The 20,251-nt window shown below is 46.4% G+C and carries 19 protein-coding genes and 1 pseudogene; 8 read left to right on the top strand and 12 right to left on the bottom strand.

Translation table 11 applies throughout. The annotated features are described in order from the left end of the window. Positions 1-129 precede the first annotated feature (129 nt). The 3 genes from kdsB to HMPREF9140_RS06250 are packed head-to-tail and all read right to left on the bottom strand — an operon-like array spanning position 130 to position 2,785. A complete protein-coding gene (kdsB, locus tag HMPREF9140_RS06260) occupies positions 130-873 on the bottom strand; it encodes a 3-deoxy-manno-octulosonate cytidylyltransferase (RefSeq protein WP_006952679.1) in 744 nt (247 codons plus the stop codon). A 6-nt stretch (positions 874-879) separates the two neighbouring features. Continuing rightward, positions 880-1,857, bottom strand: coding sequence for a GNAT family N-acetyltransferase (locus HMPREF9140_RS06255; RefSeq protein ID WP_006952678.1), 978 nt, complete (start codon positions 1,855-1,857; stop codon positions 880-882). Between the two features lie 7 nt (positions 1,858-1,864). Next, complete coding sequence (locus HMPREF9140_RS06250) at positions 1,865-2,785, bottom strand: YitT family protein (protein ID WP_006952677.1); 921 nt, start codon at positions 2,783-2,785, stop codon at positions 1,865-1,867. A gap of 23 nt (positions 2,786-2,808) precedes the next feature. Here HMPREF9140_RS06250 and HMPREF9140_RS10665 point away from each other — a divergent pair, with 23 nt between their 5' ends. The 6 genes from HMPREF9140_RS10665 (at position 2,809) to HMPREF9140_RS06220 (ending at position 10,943) form a co-directional block, all read left to right on the top strand. Further along, positions 2,809-2,949 (top strand): hypothetical protein, encoded by a 141-nt coding sequence (locus tag HMPREF9140_RS10665; protein WP_018571889.1) that lies wholly within the window; start codon positions 2,809-2,811, stop codon positions 2,947-2,949. 32 nt (positions 2,950-2,981) lie between these two features. Then, entirely contained in the window at positions 2,982-6,374 is a 3,393-nt protein-coding gene (locus tag HMPREF9140_RS06245; RefSeq protein WP_026253231.1) for a leucine-rich repeat protein, read from the top strand. Positions 6,375-6,938: 564 nt separating this feature from the next. After that, a complete protein-coding gene (locus tag HMPREF9140_RS06235; RefSeq protein ID WP_006952675.1) occupies positions 6,939-9,131 on the top strand; it encodes a S9 family peptidase in 2,193 nt (730 codons plus the stop codon). 14 nt (positions 9,132-9,145) lie between these two features. Beyond that, positions 9,146-9,628, top strand: coding sequence for a DUF6359 domain-containing protein (locus HMPREF9140_RS06230; RefSeq protein WP_006952674.1), 483 nt, complete (start codon positions 9,146-9,148; stop codon positions 9,626-9,628). Between the two features lie 2 nt (positions 9,629-9,630). Next, the gene (locus HMPREF9140_RS06225; RefSeq protein WP_006952673.1) at positions 9,631-10,323 is read left to right on the top strand and encodes a carboxypeptidase-like regulatory domain-containing protein; all 693 of its coding nucleotides are present in this window, start codon (positions 9,631-9,633) and stop codon (positions 10,321-10,323) included. Then, on the top strand, positions 10,320-10,943 hold the full coding sequence (locus tag HMPREF9140_RS06220; protein WP_006952672.1) for a radical SAM protein: 624 nt from the start codon (positions 10,320-10,322) through the stop codon (positions 10,941-10,943). Before HMPREF9140_RS06225 ends, HMPREF9140_RS06220 begins: the two co-directional genes overlap by 4 nt. 8 nt (positions 10,944-10,951) lie before the next feature. On the opposite strand, the gene HMPREF9140_RS06215 is transcribed toward HMPREF9140_RS06220, so the two are convergent. From HMPREF9140_RS06215 to HMPREF9140_RS10290, 6 genes and pseudogenes are all read right to left on the bottom strand, one after another. Further along, positions 10,952-11,863: a DNA/RNA non-specific endonuclease gene (locus tag HMPREF9140_RS06215; protein WP_006952671.1), complete on the bottom strand. Its 912-nt coding sequence runs from the start codon at positions 11,861-11,863 to the stop codon at positions 10,952-10,954. Positions 11,864-11,882: 19 nt separating this feature from the next. Further along, complete coding sequence (locus HMPREF9140_RS10925) at positions 11,883-12,374, bottom strand: gliding motility lipoprotein GldH (protein WP_018571893.1); 492 nt, start codon at positions 12,372-12,374, stop codon at positions 11,883-11,885. A 6-nt stretch (positions 12,375-12,380) separates the two neighbouring features. Continuing rightward, positions 12,381-13,529, bottom strand: a pseudogene (locus HMPREF9140_RS06210) (PSP1 domain-containing protein); the annotation flags it as partial. Between the two features lie 27 nt (positions 13,530-13,556). Further along, positions 13,557-14,678 (bottom strand): DNA polymerase III subunit, encoded by a 1,122-nt coding sequence (locus tag HMPREF9140_RS06205; protein ID WP_006952669.1) that lies wholly within the window; start codon positions 14,676-14,678, stop codon positions 13,557-13,559. A 553-nt stretch (positions 14,679-15,231) separates the two neighbouring features. Then, positions 15,232-16,335 (bottom strand): AI-2E family transporter, encoded by a 1,104-nt coding sequence (locus HMPREF9140_RS06200; RefSeq protein ID WP_006952667.1) that lies wholly within the window; start codon positions 16,333-16,335, stop codon positions 15,232-15,234. Between the two features lie 199 nt (positions 16,336-16,534). Next, complete coding sequence (locus tag HMPREF9140_RS10290) at positions 16,535-16,705, bottom strand: 4Fe-4S binding protein (RefSeq protein WP_006952666.1); 171 nt, start codon at positions 16,703-16,705, stop codon at positions 16,535-16,537. 208 nt (positions 16,706-16,913) lie between these two features. Between HMPREF9140_RS10290 and porT the strand changes: the two genes are divergently transcribed. After that, complete coding sequence (gene porT / locus HMPREF9140_RS06195; RefSeq protein WP_006952665.1) at positions 16,914-17,660, top strand: type IX secretion/gliding motility protein PorT/SprT; 747 nt, start codon at positions 16,914-16,916, stop codon at positions 17,658-17,660. On the opposite strand, the gene HMPREF9140_RS06190 is transcribed toward porT, so the two are convergent. Beyond that, positions 17,632-18,492, bottom strand: a complete 861-nt coding sequence (locus tag HMPREF9140_RS06190) for a bifunctional metallophosphatase/5'-nucleotidase (RefSeq protein ID WP_025073429.1) — start codon at positions 18,490-18,492, stop codon at positions 17,632-17,634. The two genes, porT and HMPREF9140_RS06190, sit on opposite strands and share 29 nt — an antisense overlap. 20 nt (positions 18,493-18,512) lie before the next feature. Further along, positions 18,513-19,274: a 5'-nucleotidase C-terminal domain-containing protein gene (locus HMPREF9140_RS06185; RefSeq protein WP_006952663.1), complete on the bottom strand. Its 762-nt coding sequence runs from the start codon at positions 19,272-19,274 to the stop codon at positions 18,513-18,515. A 141-nt stretch (positions 19,275-19,415) separates the two neighbouring features. Between HMPREF9140_RS06185 and rplS the strand changes: the two genes are divergently transcribed. After that, entirely contained in the window at positions 19,416-19,784 is a 369-nt protein-coding gene (gene rplS, locus HMPREF9140_RS06180; RefSeq protein WP_006952662.1) for a 50S ribosomal protein L19, read from the top strand. 166 nt (positions 19,785-19,950) lie between these two features. On the opposite strand, the gene HMPREF9140_RS06175 is transcribed toward rplS, so the two are convergent. Next, positions 19,951-20,235, bottom strand: a complete 285-nt coding sequence (locus tag HMPREF9140_RS06175) for a hypothetical protein (protein ID WP_006952661.1) — start codon at positions 20,233-20,235, stop codon at positions 19,951-19,953. Positions 20,236-20,251 lie beyond the last annotated feature (16 nt).

Raw genomic sequence — 20,251 nt, 5'->3', positions numbered from 1 at the left:
AGCTCTTCGCGCTTTGGCGAAGCGTTCCCGCCGTTGGATTTAGCTCTTCGCGCTTTGGCGAAGCGTTCCCGCCGTTGGATTTAGCTCTTCGCACTTTGGCGAAGCGTTTTTTCGCGAAAAAGATGCTTGTTACAACTGGCCAAGCAAGAATTTTTCGGCGCGTTCGAGGTCGGCAGGAGTGTCGATGCCTACGGTTTCGATGTGGGTTATTCCGACCTTTATTTTATAGCCGTTCTGCAGCCAGCGTAGTTGTTCTAAACTTTCGGCCAGCTCGAGGCTCGATTGGGGCAGCCGGGTTATACGGCGGAGTACGTCGGAACGGTAGGCATACAGTCCGATGTGCTTCAGGAAGGGATAGCATGCGAGCCATTCTGACTCATCCTTCCCGCGGATGAAAGGCACTACCGACCGGGTGAAATACATTGCATACCCCTCGTTGTCGAGAACTATTTTGGGCGAGTTGGGATTTTTCGCTTCTTCGATTGTTGAGAATGTTTTGCCGAGGGTGGCAATCTGTGTTTCGGGCGATTCGAAACTGGAGATGAGGGTTTCGAGCTGGGAGCGATTCACGAAAGGTTCGTCGCCTTGGATGTTTATCACAACATCGGCATCGGAGCCCAGCTTATCCAGAGCTTCGCACACTCTGTCGGTTCCGCTCTGATGGTCGGCGCGTGTCATAATCGGATATCCGCCGAACGATTCAACACATTGAGCTATCCTATTGTCGTCGGTAGCCACATAAACCTCATCGAGCACTTTTTCTGCCTGCCTAACCACGCGTTCAATCACGGGCTTGCCGCCCAGTAATGCCAACGGCTTCCCGGGAAAGCGCGACGAACCGTAGCGAGCTGGAATAATTGCAATTGTTTTCATGCGTTTTTAAACTCTATATATCCACGAAAGTAGTTTGTTCAAGGGGGCGAAGCTGAAGTGGAACCACCTGTAAGAACTTACCGGTTTGCCACCGAATCGGAGAATGAAGTCGCGATAACGATTATGCCTGAAAGGAAGGCCAACGTTGAGGAAATGAATATGGTCTTGTCCTCGCTGATAAGTTTCTTTTATTGCATGCCACACGGTGAGCAGGTGCGGATGAAGAATAGGATGGCTTTTCTTTCGCGATACATCGAACCAAAGCATCGAGTCGGTTTGCGAATCAACCACGACGCTTCCTCCTATGATTCGGTCTTTGTAAACAGTGACGTAGATGTGCCCGTTACTACTTTCGCCGAGCAGGAGAAACATCTTCTCGTCGGGAATGAAGCGTTGTTTGCGGAAGCGGAAATAGGCTCTAAAGAGTCTGTATAGTTTGTGAATTTCGTTTGTGCCGGTTGCCTCTCGGGTTATTATTCCGTCCTTGTAGCTTCGTTGTATGCGATGTGTTGTTTTGTCGGAGAGTCGCTCTTCGGGAGCCTTGCTGTGTAGCGAATTGTGAATCTGCATCCACGGTATGGGGAAAAAATTCAAACGGCGGAAATTTCTGTAGCCGAACATCTTCCGACTCGTGTCGCTCACTTCGATATAAAAACAATGCTTCCTCCGCATGAATTTCATAGCAGCGTCGAGCATCAGTGCAAATAGCGGAGTTTTTTCAGGCTCGGTTATCTCCGACCGATAGTTGCCTTCGCCGTAGATTCTTCCTTGCGAGAGAATGTAGAGCGGGAATATGGATTTTCGTCGCCGCACGCAAGCCAGCATATTACTCACTACACGCCCGTTATCATCGCATACCACAGCCATGCACGGCCACATCCCGGGCGTGAGTTCCATCATTCGGAACAATTCCTCACTGTGGAAGAAACTTCCTTCCACAAGCTGCGGAAGTGAGCTGCTACTGGTTACGATGCTTACGTTCATTGAATGTTTACGATTCGGAAGGAAGTTTCTGGGCAGCTTGTTTTCGATGCTTCACCTTCAGCTTGTCGAAACCTTTGCCGAATACACCCATAACCTGACTTTGGGTGATGAAGGCTTCTTCATCAATGTCGTTTATCATTTGATAAACCTGTCTGGCCTCCTGTAATCGTGCAACCACAACAACTACCTTTATGTTATTGCCGGTGTAATATCCCTTGCCCTCGAGAATAGTGCATCCGCGATGGGTGGGACCGGCGGTGATTTGTTCGCATATCTCTTCATATTTCTCGGATATGATGAGGAACTGCACCTTGCGGCGACCGGAATTTACAACCTGGTCGAGCACAAAAGAAGTCACGATTAGGTTAACATAGCCATAGATAACTTGCTCCCAACTGTGGAGCACAACGATACTGGCAGTTACAATGGTCATATCGCAAAGCAGAATAACACGACCGAGTGATATGTCGCGATATTTATTCACCATTGCAGCCACGATATCCGATCCTCCCGAACTGCCATTGTGCGACAGTGCGAAACCCAGACCAACACCGCAGAACACGGCACCAATCATTGTTGCCATGAAGGTTTGACCGTGCAGAATAGTGGGGCTTGGAAAATAGTTTCGGAAAGTGCCAACAAAGATGGTCATGAGCACTACACCGAAGATTGTTTTCACGCAGAATTTCCAGCCGAGTACCTTGAGGGCTATCGACAGTAGGATGGCATTCATTGCAAAATAGGTGAATTGCACCGGCACGTCTGCCCCCCAGAAAACAATCGACGACAAACCAGCCACGCCGCCGGTGCTGACGTTGTTGGGGAGAAGGAAAATAGTCCACCCGAGGGCGTAGGACATCATCCCGACGGCTATCATTATATAGTCGATTACTTCGCGATAGATGGTGCCCTTACTAATCTTTTTCATTCTTTTTCATTCGGTTTAAAATTATGGTTGCAAAAGTAGATATTTCACCGTCGGATGCCAGTTGTTACTTTATCTTATTTGCCACAGATGGTGCGGAGGCAGGCGGTTTGGAAAAATATTACTATTTTAGCGACACGAAAATCTGGTTATTACCATTTACTTAGATAATCATCTTATTCATTTTTATTAATACGCTATGAGAAAAGTTAGAAACTTCTTATTCCTTCTGACGTTGTTTTGTGTCGGAGTGTTGAATACGGTTGCAGCCGTTAGTGACGAATCTCGAAAACCATGCGTTAAGATGCACTTTGCCGGTGCCAAAGGCTCGGAGTTTGCGCTGTTAATTATGGGTTCCGAACCTGGAGAATATTCGCTTGACTGGGGCGACGGTAATCTGGTTAAAGGAACACTGAAAACCAACGCAACTAGGGTGACGGGCGTGACTGCGAGTCAGGACTTAACAATCTACGGGAAGATAGCTGTCCTAGAATGCTCATACAACCAGCTTACGAGTCTCGACGTTACAAAGATGCCGACGCTCACGCATCTCATTTCTCGTAAAAACTTTATTCGGAACATTGACCTCTCAGGTAATCCGAATCTGAAAGTTATTTGCATACAGGATTCTCCGCTGGAAGAGCTCGACCTGTCGGATAACCCGAAAGTTGATAGTCTTATCGTGACAAATAACAAGATGGCCAATCTGCTTCTGCCTGGCCAGTCGGCTCTGAAACTACTTATGTGTACATCCAATTCACAGTTGAAGAAGTTGGATTTGAGTGGATGCGCCAAACTGGAACATCTGGACGCGATGCAGACAATGGTGACGGAATATGATTTGAGTCCAAATAAAGAACTAACCTATGTGGCGGTGGGATTAGGACGTCCAATAACCAAGTTTAAACTGCCCGACGCAAACAAGATTGATACTCTCATGTTGCCGATGGCCGGATTAAAAACGCTCGACCTTTCACAAACCAAGAACCTGCGTCTGCTGGCAACTGATAATAATTTCCAGCTCTCGGCGCTCGACTTGTCGGGTATGACGAAACTGAAGGACCTTTCGTGTCTGGGCAACAGTCTGACAGAATTGAACCTCACCGACACCCGCAACCTCGAAACGTTGACTTGTAACAATAACCAACTTACAAAGCTCGACGTTAGCGGAATGACTAAGTTGCAGACCTTGATGTGTTTCTCGAACGAGTTGCAGGAGCTGAAGCTCGACGGCTGCCCGGCGCTGATTAATTTGGATTGTTCGATGAATGAAAGACTCAGTGTAGCTGCGTTCCCGCGAAAGTTGAAGTCGCTCAATTGCAGCGGATGCAAGTTCTCGAAACTCGATGTGACAACTCTCAGCGAACTCACCGACCTCAATTGTAACGACAATAGTTTGAACGAGCTGAACATCTCGTCATTGATGAAACTAACGTCGTTTAATTGCAGCAACAATAACATCTCCCGACTCGATTTCGGTTATAAGCCCGCTCTGCTCGATGTGAACATAAGCAATAATCCAATCGTTAGCGGGATTTCGTTCGACACGTCGCCAAATCTGCGATATGTTTCCGTGAACAATACACAAATGGACCCCTGTGCCCTGAACGAGCTCTATAATTCGCTCCGGAAGAAACGCGAGGGCGAAGATAACGAACTCGGTGGCTTACTGCTTTTCAACGACGTGCCTGGTTCGGCTGAAGTTAGCACAACGCAGCTTGCAACAGACAAAGGATGGATGGTAAGCGTAGAGGGCGACGGAACCGGATGCGACGCCAATACTGTTGTTGTGAATGTTTCTGCACCAGGCGCACTTTACGACGAAGCACCCGAAAAGGTTTGGGAAGATGCTGTGCACACGCTCAAAATCATCGGCAAAATCAACAGCTACGACCTCCGAGTTATTCGTGGATTCTGCGGGTCTGACGAATACGGTTCGTTCATTCCAAAGAAACTCAAACGCCTTGACCTCTCGAAAGCAACTATAGTGCCCGGAGGAACATACTACATTGTAACCGATGACCAGGGGACATCTCGCGAATATTCGGTTGAGGAAGGGAAAGACGAACTCCTGCCCGACAAGCTATTCTTTAACTGCTGTACAATTGAAAGCATCGTTCTGCCCGAAAACATTCGCGAAATAGGTATCGGCGCATTCTATAAATGCATCGAGCTAAAAGAGGTTGTCATTCCCGACCAAGTTACGCGAATCAACAGCACCGCGTTTGGTGTGTGCAACGCTATGGAGAGCATAAAACTCCCCACATCGCTCACTCATCTGGGCGGATATGCCTTTACGCACTGTGCCAATTTGAAGGAAGTAACCATACCGACCGGAGTGAAGCATTTGCACATGCGCTTGTTCGACCAAACAGCAAAGCTCAGCAAGATTAATCTGCCTTCGACTATCGAAAAGTTCGACCCCGAATCGTTCTTCGGTGCAATCGGACTCGAAGAAATCACCATCCCTGAAGGTATAGACACCATTCCCGAAAGTTGCTTCGGATTCTGCCTGGCTCTGCGCACGGTTAATCTTCCAGTTAGCTTGCGCCACATTGGCGAGACAGCCTTCCAGGAAGACCGCGCACTCGAAGCTGTTCATTTTGCCGAAGGCCTCAAAACCATTGGTCATTTCGCCTTCAAAGGATGTGAGAATTTGTCATCGCTTGCTTTCCCAAATTCGTTGGAAGAGATAAGCAACGAGGCTTTCATCAACTGCAAAAACATGCAAAGTATCACTTTCGGTACCGGTTTGAAATCGATAGGTGAAAAGGCGTTTTTTCACAACCACGGCGTGAAGACCCTAACATTCCCCGCCGGAATAAATATGATAGACTATGCTGCTTTTGCCGAGTGTGCCGACTTGGAGGAGGTTCATTTGGGAATGGCAGCTCCTCAGCTGGTGAACAATCCGTTCCTGGGCTGTGTGCAGTTAAAGAAGATAACGGTCGACAATAACAACGAGGTCTATGCAACCCAGGGTGGAGCACTCTACACGAAAAACATGTCTCGTCTGTGCCTCTATCCCAACGCAAACGGCAGTAAACTCAAGATGAACGATGCCACCGAAACTCTGGACGATTTTGCATTCTGGTATTGTACCAATCTTGAGGAAGTGGAATTTTCATCGAAACTCCAACATCTCGGCTGGCGAACTTTCTGCGGTTGCTCTAATCTGAAGAAGTTAACCGTAAAGAATACTACGCCAGTTGAAAACGAATTTGTCGACGATGTTTTCGAAGGTTTAACTAAGAGCGCCTGCGAGCTTAGTGTTCCCGCCGGTACAAAGGCGGCTTATCAGGCCTCGCGCACTTGGGGCGGTTTCAACATAGTGGAATCCATTCCCGATAACATCTCGTCGGCTGAGGCTCTCATTCCCATGATTCGTCTCGTGCCGGGAGAGTGCATAATCGAGGGAATAGACCATATGTATTATAAGGTTGAGTTAACCGACCTGTCCGGCCGCGTATTATCCGCGTCGGCCGTGTATGGTGGGAAAGCCGTGTTGTCTGTTTCCGGCCTTCGCAATCAGGTTTGCATAGCAACTCTCCACGCTGCCGGTTCCCGAAAGAGTTTCAAGATAAAACTCTAGTATTCTTCGCAGCATCTTTAAATAATCTCGCCGCCTACGCTATATGAATCACAGCGTAGGCGGCATTTTATATTATACGAACCTATCGCGCGTGTGTGAATTATGGTTTTGCAATTTTGCAATTGCTTCGCAGAGTGTGCGCGGTAGTTTTGCAATTTTGCAATTGCTTCGCAGAGTGCGTGTGGTGGTTTTGCAAGTTTACAATTGCTTCGCAGAGTGTGCGCGGTGGTTTTGCAAGTTTGCAATTGCTTCGCAGAGTGCGTGGGATGGTTTTGCAATTTTGTAATTGCTTCGCAGAGTGCGTGCGGTGGTTTTGCAATTTTGTAATTGCTTCGCAGAGTGCGTGGGATGGTTTTGCAAGTTTGCAATTGCTTCGCAGAGTGCGTGCGGTGGTTTTGCAATTTTGCAATTGCTTCGCAGAGTGCGTGGGATGGTTTTGCAATTTTACAATTGCTTCGCAGAGCGCGTGTGGTGGTTTTGCAATTTTGCAACTGCTTCGCAGAGCGTGCGCGATGGTTTTGTAACTTTGCAAAAACTCTAAACAAGAAAGAAAATAACATTTGTATGAAAAGAAAGATATTTATGTGTGCAGTATTACTGTCTGCCGCAACGCAGTTGATGGCCGGCGAACCTATATCCTTAAATGCTATAACTGCCGGCGAGTTTGCCGCCAAAAGAATAGCCGGACTAAACACGATTGAAGGAACGTCGGAGTATGCGCAAATCTCGGACGACGGAACAAAAATTGTGAAGTACTCGTTCAAAACCGGTAGAGAATCGGGAGTGCTTTTCGATGTGAATAACACTCGAGGCGAAAAGCTGGATTATTTCGACGACTATCAGCTCTCGCCCGACGGACAGAAAATTCTGATTGAAACAGAGAGGAAACAAATTTATCGTCGGTCGTACACGGCCGAATTCTATATCTATGAAGTCAAAACCAAGAATCTTCGACAACTCTCGAAAGAAGGAGCACAGCAAATCCCAACCTTCTCGCCAGACAACAAACACATTGCATTCGTGCGAGGTAACAACATTTTCATAACCGACGGTACGACAGAAAAACAAATAACAACCGATGGTGCTTTCAATAAGATAATAAATGGTATTCCGGATTGGGTAAACGAAGAAGAGTTCGGTTTTAACAATGCGCTTGCATGGGATGCCGACGGAAAGACGCTGAGTTGGATTCGATATGATGAATCGGATGTAAAAACATATTCCTTGCAACTCTTTAGAGGAATGAACCCGGAGCTGTCAGACTTCGACGTCTATCCCGGCGAATACAGCTATAAATATCCGAAGCCGGGCGAGAAAAACTCCGTTGTCTCGGTGTGGAGCTATTCACTTTCTAGCGGAAAAAGCCTGAAATACGATTTGCCTCTGACCAACGACATGTATGTTCCGCGAATCAAGACTACCGCACAGGCTAACAGGATTATTCTCTACACAATGAATCGCCATCAAAATGAATTGAAACTCTACGCTGCTAATCCCACAGACGGTCGCTGCTCTTTACTCATCGAAGAGCGCGTGCCTAAATATGTGAAGGAAGAGGCCATGGAAGGCATAACAATTCTGAAGGATTATATTCTTTTCCCCTCGGATAGGGATGGCTATACCAAACTCTACCTTTACAACAAGGATGGCAAACTGCTACGACAAATCACAAACGGAAACTATGACGTTACGGCCATCTACGGTTTCGATGAGAAAACAGGTCGAACTTATTTCCAAGCAGCAGCCAAGACTCCCATGCAGCGTGAAATCTACGTGGCCGATAAAAATGGACATGTGCAACCGCTCGCAGCTGCCGACGGATGGAATTCTGCATCGTTCTCAAGCGACTACAAATATTTCCTTAACTCCTGGAGCGATAGCAATACTCCTTTTATATATACCATACACGATAACCTGGGACGAACCATTCGGCAGGTGCTCGACAATAAAGAACTCATCGCAAAACTGGCAAAGTTCAATATGCTTCGCAAACAGTTCTTCAAGTTCACAACCTCGGAAGGCGTGGAACTGAACGGTTGGTTGATTAAACCATCTGATTTCGATGCGCGAAAGAAATATCCCGTGATACTCTTTCAGTATAGCGGTCCAGGAAGTCAGCAAGTTGTCGACAGCTGGAATATCGGCTCTATGGGTAACGGCGGAATATTCGATTATTATCTCACGCAGAAAAACTATATCGTTGCCTGTGTGGATGGACGCGGCACAGGCGCACGCGGCTCTGAATTCGAGAAAAGCACCTATCTGAAACTCGGCGAACTGGAATCGCGCGACCAGGTAGAGGCTGCCCTTTGGCTAGGTAAACAATCATTCGTCGACGCTGAGCGAATCGGTATCTGGGGCTGGAGCTTCGGCGGATTCAATACTTTGATGAGCATAAGCGAAGGCCGGAAAGCATTTAAGGTCGGGGTTGCAGTAGCCCCACCCACAAACTGGCGATACTACGATACCGTCTACACTGAGCGTTACATGCGTACACCGCAGGAAAATGCCGACGGATATGCCATGAACCCGATAGCACGAGTGTCCGAAATGAACAGCAAACTCCTTATTTGCCACGGAATGGCCGACGATAACGTACAACCGCAAAATACCTTCGAATATTCCGAAGCACTTGTGCAAGCTGATAAGGATTTCAAAGAACTCTTCTATACTAATCGGAATCATGGGATCTATGGTGGTAATACTCGCAATCATCTGCTCCGACAGATTTCGCAATGGTTCTTCGATAATCTATAAAAAAGTCATCGCTTGTGAAAACATTGACCTGCGCCCTCGCTCTGCTTCTGTTCTTATCAAGCTGTGGAAAGGAAGTTCTCGACGAGCATACCCCCGGACGTCATAAGAAAGATTCAACCGTTCTTCCCGATGATGAAGAAATCTACAGCGTTGAAGAATTCATCAACTCCGATTTTGGGAAACAGAAAGTGTGGGTTGCAGGCTACATTGTGGGGGCTTGCTCTCGAAGTATAAATAATGCCGAATGGGAGCAGCCTTTTTCTCATAAAACAGCCGTGTTAATTGCTGATGCGCCGAGCGAAAGAAATATCGAACGGGTTGTTGCCATACAGTTGCGCAACAACGAACTCAAAAACACTTTCGCTCTTCCACTTCATCCCGAAAATTTACACAGGCGCGCAGCTTTTCACGGCACTAAGCAGAAATATCTGGGCGTGCCCGGAATGAAAAAAGATATCGATAAATATGGCTGGAAAGACCTGCCAAGAGAAGATTAATTATGAACAAAGGAAAAGACACTTGTAAGACTCTCAAAGAGATTAGGCGTCGCATTGCCGAGGCCAATGGAATTGATTATTCGCCTACAGAGTGCAGTTTCAAAGGCGAATGTTTGGGCACATGCCCCGCGTGCGAACAAGAGATTCGCTTTCTTGAAGACAAGCTCGCCGAGAAAAAGCGCAAAGGCACTCGTGCAAAGGTGGCTGCGGTGGCTGCCGGAATATGCGCCGTAGCCATGCCGCAGGCCGTAGAGGCACAAACAAAAACTCCAATGCTCGGAAAGGTTCGCATAACGCAGAACAAGGCCGACTCGATAAATATTTACGACCTAACAACCACCAAAATAGGCTCGGTAGTGGTGCGCGGGACCGTACGCGATGAAACCAACGAACCTTTAATAGGGGCTACGATTCTTTTGCAAGGAACACAAATGGGCATGGCAACCGATCTCGACGGGATGTTTGCTGTTCGCGTTGCTCCCGACGCAGTACTCCAGTTCAGCTTCGTTGGCTTTCAAAATAAACTCGTCAAGGTTGGAGAACTTAGCAACCTGCAGAATGTGAACATTTCTCTTACTCCCAGTAATGATTTGCTGCAGGGCGAAATAATAATAACTGGATTTTCGAGGCCCGACGACATGTATCGGCGAAAGTCGAGCAGCAGACCGCGGTCGCACAAAGCAAAACGGCGATGACCGAGGCACCGCTCATTGCCATCAACAGGCACAGAATGGGTACCGATGGCGATGGTGTAACCACGCTTGTAGCCTTTCACGGATGCCCGCTCAACTGCCAATATTGTTTGAATCCGCAATGTCTGCGCCCCGACGGAATTTGGAGGAATTTAACACCGGGCGATTTATATTCGGAGGTTGAAATAGACGACCTCTATTTTGTTGCTACGGGCGGAGGTATTTGTTTCGGAGGCGGCGAACCGCTTTTATGGAGCAGTTTTATTCGGGAGTTCACTACAATTATGAATCCCGAATGGAAAATAACCCTCGAAACGGCACTCAACGTTCCGCTTGAAAAACTAATAGAAGTCGCCCCGTTAGTGTCTCGTTTTTTCGTGGATGTTAAGGATATGAATGGTAAAATTTATTCGACCTACACTAAGAAAAACAACAAGCAAACCATTCAGAGCCTCGATTGGCTGGCCTCGCAAGGTCTGGCCGAAAAAGTTATTGTGCGACTGCCACTTATTCCCGAATACAATACGCCGACCGACATAATTGCCAGTCGGCGTATGCTTGAGGGTATGGGCTTTTCGCACTTCAACGAATTTGTTTACAAGAAGATTCTGCGCACCGAATGATGCTTCTTTTAGCGTTGTTTCTTTGCTGACGAAGCGAAGTTCCAAATAGATAGAATGCTTTCAATAGGCAAAGATTCTACGCGCGTTTCGATATTGTCGGGCAGATTACAGAAGAAATCCAATCCGGTGAGCGATTCCAATCTATCGATGTTTACAACATACTTCCTTAGGTCGGCATCTTTATTCGCTTTGTGCTCGAACCAAAACCCTAAGGCTTTGTATTGCCATGCGCCGTTAGGGTCGCGGTATTTCAGTAAAACCGCGCTAAAGAAATATCCCGGCACTATGAATTCGTCTTTCAGTTTTTTGCTTATTTGTTCGGGTTTGTCGATAGTTCCACCACGGCAAACAAACAGCGTGTCAGGTGACCCGAATGTGATTTGATTTCGCACCCATCGTTCCATAGTTTCCCAGATGCCGTCGTTGAAATTGTGCACTTGCGGCTGCATGTTGCTGATGAAGAAAGTTTGTTTATTAGCCTGAAGTGACGCCAGTCGGTCGGCCGACGGACAGAGATGCCCATGATCGTAGCCCGACCGAACATAGTGGTCGTAGCTGAAAGCATACCCGGCGGGCAGTTTGGGGTCGTCGGGATATTGATTTTCTCCGTTTTCGGGCCGCCACCTTTTTACGTTTTGCTGGCAGTTTGACGAGTAGAGCTGATAGCATGTCCAGCGGTTAGACCGTTTATCGCCGTCCCATTCCAGAGAATAGTTCACTTCGCCGTTTTCGAGAATATGAGTCACAACTACGCTCTTTCCACCTTTAAGCCGTGGAAATTCCAGGCGGCGTACAAAGGCTTTTTTTTCGTTCATGTTCTTGTTTGTGTCGTCGTACTTGCCGGTTGTCTCTGTTTCGTTTTTGCACGACATGCTGAGTATAGTCAGTGCTACAATGAATATGGATAGAATTTCTCTCATAATTTGTATGTAGTAAGTTTTATCGCATAATACGCGAGAGGCAGAGGCCTATTTCGCTTATGCCTGGCAGTTCATCGCGGCTCATGATGTGGGTTATCGTGAGGCGGAGTGAATCGCCGCGGTTGAGATGGAATGATGAAAGGTGATTCGTGTTTTCGGAGGTAAAGATGCCGTTACGGGCGAGCATGTTGCCGTTGTTGTCGAAGATTCGGCAGTTAATCGTGTCGGTGGTCGATTTCACGGGTATGTGGTGTTTATTAGCGGGAATGATTTGCTGTTCCACAATCATGCTAATGCTTCGATAGGGGAATTTATATGTCGCCCTTACGTCCAGTTCCATTGAGTAGTGTCCTTCCCATTGGCGTGGAATGTTAAACATAACGGTGTCATTTCGTGCCCATCCTCCGATTTTGATGTGTTTGTAGCTGTTGAATGTCCGGTTGTCTTGGCAGGCAACCGGAAGGAATAGGAGTAGGATACCGATGAGTAGTTGGGCTATTCGTGGGTGCATCGGGTTATTCTTTCTTTGCTTGTTCGGTTTTGTTTTGATGTGTGTTCCGTGTGGATTTCTTTTTCTTTTTTTCTTCTTGGTTTTGTCGAAGCGACTTATGTCAGCTCCATCGAGCAGATCGGCAGGCTTTCTGGAAGCTTTTATTCTACCGTTATTTTGGAGCGATAGTGGTTTCTCGCCCTGGCGGTTCATTTCGATTATTTCTTTTGCCCGTTCGGCGGTTATGGTTTCGAGGTTTATTGCGAGGTTCTTGTCGGTTGAATAGGAGCAGAGTCCTTGCAAGAAGTCGTTTTTGAATAGGAAGTATTCGGCGTCGGATGTTTGTAGTTTCACATCTTTACTGGGGAATTGTTTTCTTGCTTCGACATATTCGTCGGCTTCATAGTTGAGGCAGCATTTCAATTTGGCACACATACCGGCGAGTTTGGTTGGGTTGAGTGGTACGTCTTGTATTCGGGCGGCGTTGGTCGACACACTCGAGAAGCTTTTCATCCATGTTGCGCAGCAAAGTTCGCGTCCGCACGGGCCTGTTCCGCCTATACGACCGGCTTCTTGTCGGGCTCCGATTTGTTTCATTTCTATTCTGACGTGGAATGCTGCTGCAAGTTGTTTGATGAGCTGCCTGAAGTCAACGCGTTCGTCGGCTATGTAGTAGAAGATGGCTTTATTTCCGTCGCCTTGATATTCCACGTCTCCGATTTTCATTTTGAGCCCGAGGTTTTTTGCGATTTGCCTACTTTCAATCATTGTTGAGTGTTCACGCGCTTTTGCTTCGCGATATTTTTGCATGTCGGTGTCTTTTGCGATACGATATATTTTTTTAATATCGTCGAGCGATTTGAGTGCGTTGCACTTTTTCATTTGCAGAATTACGAGTCGACCGGTGAGTGTCACGGTTCCGATGTCATGTCCCGGAGTTGATTCTACAGCCACGATATCGCCTTTTTTGAGGTTGAGTTGGCCAACGTTTTTATAATATCCTTTCCTTGTATTTTTGAATTGCACCTCCACGAGGTCGGTTGTTTCGTTAATTCCCGGCACATCTTCAAGCCAGTTGTAGGTGTTGAGTTGGCTGTTTTGTCGTCCGCACGCCGAGCATGCCAGTCCGCGGTCGCATTCATTGCATATTTTGAATTTCAAATCTTTATAGTCCATGTGAGTGTTTTGAATTGTGTGTAGGCTTTATTTTCGAAGTAGGAGCACAATCAAGTTGAGTGCCATATCGTAGAAAACTACCTTAGGATTGGCGTTCTGTCCGATGTCGCGATGCGCCCTTTGCAGCAGTTGTGCAATCTCGACTACATTAGCTTCGTTTATGAATCGTGAGAATTTTTGGGCGAATGCTTCTTCTTCGCCGGTCATATAGGTGAGTTCTGGATTATGGAAGTTGTAGATGAAATTCTCTCGCACCTGTTTGATGAAATATTCCAGCATCCGGCGGTCTTTTTCTCGTCCGTAGGCTGTCACGGCTTCGCTCCATCGTTTGAGATCTTTTACGTTGCGCATGTAACACAGTCGCATAAGCATCTGAAACATTGCGAAGAATTCTTGATTTTCGTTTCCGGCCTGAAGTATCTCAAGGGCTTTGTTCCAGTTACCGTTTACCGTTCGGGCTGTTCGGTGGGCGGTTTCGTTGTCTACTCCTCGTTTCTCTTTGAGGGCTTGCTCAATGGCTTGCGTTTCTATACTTTTTATATTTATCCGCTGCGTTCTACTTCTGATTGTTTCGAGCAGTTTTTCGGGTTCTTCGCTCACCATTATGAATATCGTGTCTTTCGGTGGTTCTTCGAGCAGTTTAAGTAGTTTGTTGGCTGATGTGAGATTCATTCGTTCGGGCAACCACACTATGGCCACTTTCTTTCCGCCTTGGCTGGCTTTAAGCGACAGATGGCGAGCTAGCTCGTCGCTTTCGGCTCCGGTTATAACGGCCTGCTGTGTGGTTGCTCCTATTTGCTTCATCCATTGGTTTATGGTTATGTAGACGTTTTCGGCGATGAGCTGTCGCCATTCTTTGATGAAATCGCTGCTCACGGGCTGATGGTCGGAGCTCATGCCGGGCAGTTTTATGGTGGGGTAGACGAAGTGCAGGTCGGGATGCTCCCATTTTCGAAGCATAGCTTTGGCGTTTTCCTTATTTTCGGCGCTGTCGACTAGCAATTGTGTAGCGAGAGCCATGGCGAGCGGCATTTTTCCGCATCCTTGCGGTCCGCAGAACATCAAAGCGTGCGGTATGCGTTCGTCATTCATCATTTGTTGAAGTCGACGTTTAGTTTCTTCCTGTCCGATTACGTCAGAAAACTCCATTGTATGTTTTGGGGAAGTTGGAATTTTATTTAAAAATATCTTTCGCCGACAAAGTTAAGAAATAAAGGCGAGAGACCTGTGGCACGCCTTGTTATGCCGTTGGTTTCATGAGATATCCGAGCGTATTTGCTGTAATGTAGCGTTCGATTATAATCGGGGAGTAATTCAATTTCCGGAATAATTAATTCTTAGACTAAAAATTTATTTTGACTATCGGCATTTATAATGCTTATAGTAGAAAAATATTTATCAATCACGCATTGATAATGCCTTAACTAATATTTTATTTTAAGTATGCGCATCGATAATTCTTTAACCATTATTTTATTTGTAGTTTAGGCATTGATGATGCCTAGAGTTATATTTGTTTTTTCCATAGCGCATTAATAATGCGCTATGGAATATTTACTTTTAATAGTTAGCATTAATAATGCTGATACTACTATTTTATTTTATAAGATAGCATTATATATGATTTCAACTAATCATAAAAAACAGGGCTATCCCGCAGTTGGGATAGCCCTGTTTAAGTTGTGTAAAGGAAGATTCATGTTCAAGTGCTGGCAGGCGGTGTTTCGGAAGCTCGGGGGAGCTTGACATCTTTCGTAACATAACGCTGCCAGTAGGCTATGATTAGGGTGGTTAGCGGAAGGGCTATTATCAAACCGATGAAGCCGAGAAGGGCGCCCCAAACCGATAGAGAGAGGAGAAGAATGGCAGGGTTCAATCCCATTGCTTTGCCCATTATCTTCGGGGTTATGATCATATCGATGATTATCTGCACGATTATAAACACAGCGACGGCCGAAAGAAATATTATCCAAAAATTCTGCCCCGTGTCGGCTGCTTTCAACAACGATAAAAAGGCAGTGGGCACGAGGGCGAAAGTGTGAAGATAGGGCACGAGGTCAAGGATACCAATGAGAATGCCCAAACCGATGGCCATCGGGAAGTCGATAATTGTGAAGCCGATGCAGAAAAGAATACCCATCGAAAGAGCAACCATGCCTTGGCCGCGGATGTAGTTGTTGAGTTCGCGCTCAACATCTTGTGCCAATCCTTGCCAGAAAGGGCGAACGTTTTTGGGGAAAATCTTAACCCATTTAGTGGATAAGGTTTCGTAGTCGAGGAGGATGAAGAACATGTAGAGCAACGTTATGAAGGAGGCAATTATGGAAATTACTATACTTGCCGTTTGACCGATGACAGAGAATATCTTCGGCATGGTTGATTGCAGAGTCTTGCGGAAGTCGGGACTTCGGAGAAACTTCTCGATTTCGTCTTGATGTTCGAGCACCCATTGTTTAGCAATCGACGAAAGACTGTTGACGTGGGTTGTTTCGTGGAAATATTTCGATGCGATGACGCTCAGGCGGTTGAATTGGTCAATCATTGGCGGCACTATGAAATAGAATATCGCGGCCATGATGATTCCAACAAATAGCAGGGCAACGATTATGCTCAGGGCTCGGGTGGGCACGTGGAGCTTGTATTGCACGAACTTTACGATGGGGTAGAGCAGATAGGCCATAAACCAGGCGACGAAGAAGGGCAGAAGCACGCCCGAGAGACTGTTGACGATGAAGTATGTGGCGAGAATTGCCAGTGCGATGAGTGTCCAGCGAATGAACTTGTCGAATGTTATTGGTTTTTGCATGAGTTATGTTGTTTTGTTTCCCTTTTCGGATGGCTTTGGGGGAAGCAGATAGGGGCATTGTGTGCTTCGTGCCATAAATTGTTTGCAAATGTAGGGAAAATGCGCAAGTGAATTGAGGGTCTAATGTGATGGCACAAAAAAGCGAGCTCCAAACGGAACTCGCGGATAAACTAAATCAATAAACTAACTAACGGTCTCGTTATTCGGGAAGACTAATTGCTTCGCTCGGGCAAACAGAGGCGCAGGTGCCACATTCTGTGCAGGCGTCTGCGTTGATTACATATTTGTCGCCCTCGGAAATTGCTCCAACCGGACATTCGTCAATACACGTACCGCAAGCGATACAATCATCACTGATTACGTAAGCCATAATGTTTTTATTTTTTAATTATTTGATAATGTTTTCGTGCACAGAACGCGTAGCGAATACCTACTTGTGTGCGATGCAAAGGTAGATGGTTTATGTGCAATACCTAATTGTGATGATAAAAAGGATAAGAATTTAGACGCGATAAAAAATATTCTCCTCTCTCGGAGTGAAACAATAAAAGGACTGCGGAAAGCGTTTAGGATGGCGTATGAAAAGAAATATCTACACTATACTATTCTTTTTTTGTGTATTGGCGGCCGGTGCGCAAGAGCGAACAGTTCAGAACAGGCCTTATACCGATTTGCGACAGTTTCATTTCGGGGTTTTGGTGGGCACGCATCTTCAGGATATGGAATTGCTAAATGCAGGACCGAAGTTTATTGATTTGGAAGATGGAAACGGGCCGGTGGAGAAGATTATCTCGGCCGACCAGGATAGATGGGATGCCGGATTTACGGTGGGCGTGTTGGGAGAGCTGCGATTGAACAGTACTTTCCAGTTTCGGGTTGCTCCGGCTTTGTATTTCGGAACGCGACACATTACGTTCAGGAATTTGAGCGACCGTTTGCCCAATGGCGAGCCAACGGAACAGGTTCAGGGGTTGAAATCGGCTTATATTTCTTGTGCGTTGGATTTGATTGCCGCCGCGCCAAGATTTAATAATCATAGGCCGTATGTTTTGCTTGGAATTAATCCGATGTTGAACCTTTCAAGCAAGGATGATGATTATTTAAAGTTGAAAAGAAGCGATGTTTTTGTGGAGTTAGGTTTGGGTTGCGATTTTTACTTGCCCTACTTCAAGCTGCGTCCCGAATTGAAGTTTATGTTTGGACTTAGCAATTGCTTGGACATGAATCACGGGAAAAATCTGCGTGATAAGAGAATGCTGATGTACACAAATTCGGTTAGCGACGCGCGGTCGAAGATTATTGCTCTGACTTTCTATTTCGAGTAAGGGGTGCGAAGGTCAGAATCATTTTACCTACAAATACGGCGTGTTTTCCATTCTGGTCTACGGGAATTGGTTTGCCGTCGAGATTTTTTTCATATTCGAGTTTCTTGAAATAGGAATGCGAATGCCCTCCGAGGACCAGGTCTATTCCTCGAGTGTTTGCAATCACCTCTTCGTCGCTCACGCCTTCGGCTTTCCATCCGAGATGAGAGAGGCAGATTATGAGGTCGCATTTTTGAGTTTTTAGTTCGTTTACCATTTTCTGTGCTACGGCGACGGGGTCTTTATAGACTACTGAAAGATAGTTTTGTTTCATAACTAGTCCGTCGAGTTTAGGGGCAAGACCGAAGACTCCGATTTTTAATCCTTTTCTTTTAAGAATCACGTAGGGCTTCACGATTGAGGCCAGTTCTGTGCCTGTGAAGTCGTAGTTTGCGCAAACTATCGGAAATTTTGCGAGCCGGAAGATTCGCGCCATATTTTGTAGTCCGAAATCGAACTCATGATTTCCGATAGTTACGGCATCGTAGTGCATCATGTTCATCAGCTTTGTTTCTACGTCACCTTTGTATAGAGTATAATATGGCGAGCCTTGTGAGAAGTCTCCGCTATCTAAGAGCAGTAGTTCGGGGTCTTTTTTTCGTTCTTCTTTTAGCATTTCGATGCGGCGTATGAATCCGCCTCTTCCGGCAAGCATTGTATCGGTGAGGTTCGGGGTGAGAGGATAAATCTGACTGTGTGTGTCGTTAGTGTGCAATATGGTTAGTTGTTTTGTTTGTGCTTGTGCGAGGATTGCAAGTGTGCAGAGTGCGAGTAGAGTTATGTTTCGTTTCATTGTTACTGGGTTTTTGAGGTTCATTCTATTTTTATTCGCTTTTCGAGTTTGGCGTCGACGGTTTTTCCTTGTGCGGCGAGTTTGCGGAAGTAGGCCATGACGACAAATCTGCTGTTGAGTTCAAATTCTTGTGGGGCTATGTAATTGGTTTTCGATTTGAAGGCGTTCATTCCGTCGTTACCTTGTGCGACATAGTCTACGGTTGCTATGCGATAGTTTTTTGAAATATCGACTGGTTTGCCGTGGATGAGGGCATTTTTGAGTTTTCCGTCGCGGGTTATGACTAGTTCGACGCCGTGGCTGACGCATTCGCCTCCTCGATGGGCCATTTCGCCGAATAGCTGTAGTACTTTTTCGCCCGATAGGGTGAGGACGCATAGTTTGTTTTCGAATGGAACGATTTCGACCACGTCGCCGTAGGTTACTTTGCCTTCGGGGAGCGATGCGCGAAGTCCGCCCATGTTGTAGACTCCGAAATCTGTTTGTTGGTTGAGCAGTTCGTTTGCGCCCCATACCATGATGTCGGAAATGAGGTTTGAGAGTTCGCTTTCGGGTCTGTCGCGAGTCATTCGACGTGCACTTTGTCCGACAACGGGATTCGACACGCTATCTACTCTTTGTTTGTATGGTTTCATGAAATTGGTTACGTGTTTGTCCTCTCGGGCGTCGAATTTCGAGTCGATTAGAATTCGGCTGCCTGACACGTCGGTGAGCACATAATTTTTTGCGCAGGCCGATAAGAGCAGCATGAGCGAAAGGATTGGAGATGAAAGATGTTTCATCAGTATGCGTTTAATTATTGATTTCTGCAAAGTTATTCAAAAGGCGTATCTTTGCAAGCGAAAATCGGTGTAACCGCTGGCCGTGGAAGAGTCATGAGCCAAGTTGCACTCGAAAAATAACAGTTTAAATCAGTAATAAAAATGGATTTAATTAAAGTTGCTGAAGAAGCATTTGCAACAGGCAAAAATTTTCCAGAGTTCAAGGCTGGTGACACGATTACCGTTGGTTACAGGATTGTTGAAGGTAACAAGCAGCGTGTTCAGCTTTATCGCGGCGTTGTAATTAAAATCAGCGGTGCGGGTAACAAGAAACGCTTTACGGTTCGCAAGATGTCGGGCACGATTGGCGTTGAGCGTATTTTTCCAATCGAATCGCCGAACATTGATTCAATCGAGGTGAATAAACGAGGTAAAGTGCGTCGTGCTAAGCTTTATTATTTGCGGAAGCTCACTGGTAAGGCTGCTCGAATCAAGGAAAAGAGAGTGCTTGCTTCTGGCACTGAAAAGTAATTTTCTACTGTTTTAAAATCAGCATTTGGAGTTCGGGGCCTTCGGGTTTCGAACTTCTTTTTGTTGTGGGGCGAAAAGAAGAGCGGGCGAAAACTAAAAAAGTTTCTTCGCCCGCTTTTGGTTCAGTTATAAAGGTTGGATTTCCGACCCGGCCGGTTCTCCAAGTTTAATCCTCATAGTTGACCTGCGCATCGCATTCGCCGTGGAGCGCCGATTTTAAATCTTTCCAGTTCTGGAAGCCTGCGAACAGGGCTAAACGGTCGAGGGTTTTGCGCGACGGCTTTTCTCTTCCCGAAAGATAGCCCAGGAGCTTATGCAGGGACTTTGAATGGAGGTGGATGTGTTGTTTTTCAAGGCTGGCCGAGAGGTTGGTTAGGTTGCCTGATGTTTCGGCGGGCCTGTTGTTCTTTTTTCCGAGCTCCTCGATGAATGTTTTGATACGCTTCTTCATGATGATGGGTTTTAAG

This window comes from Prevotella micans F0438 (assembly GCF_000243035.1).
In the GTDB taxonomy this organism is placed as follows: domain Bacteria; phylum Bacteroidota; class Bacteroidia; order Bacteroidales; family Bacteroidaceae; genus Prevotella; species Prevotella micans.
This window is presented reverse-complemented; position numbering and strand designations above follow the sequence as displayed.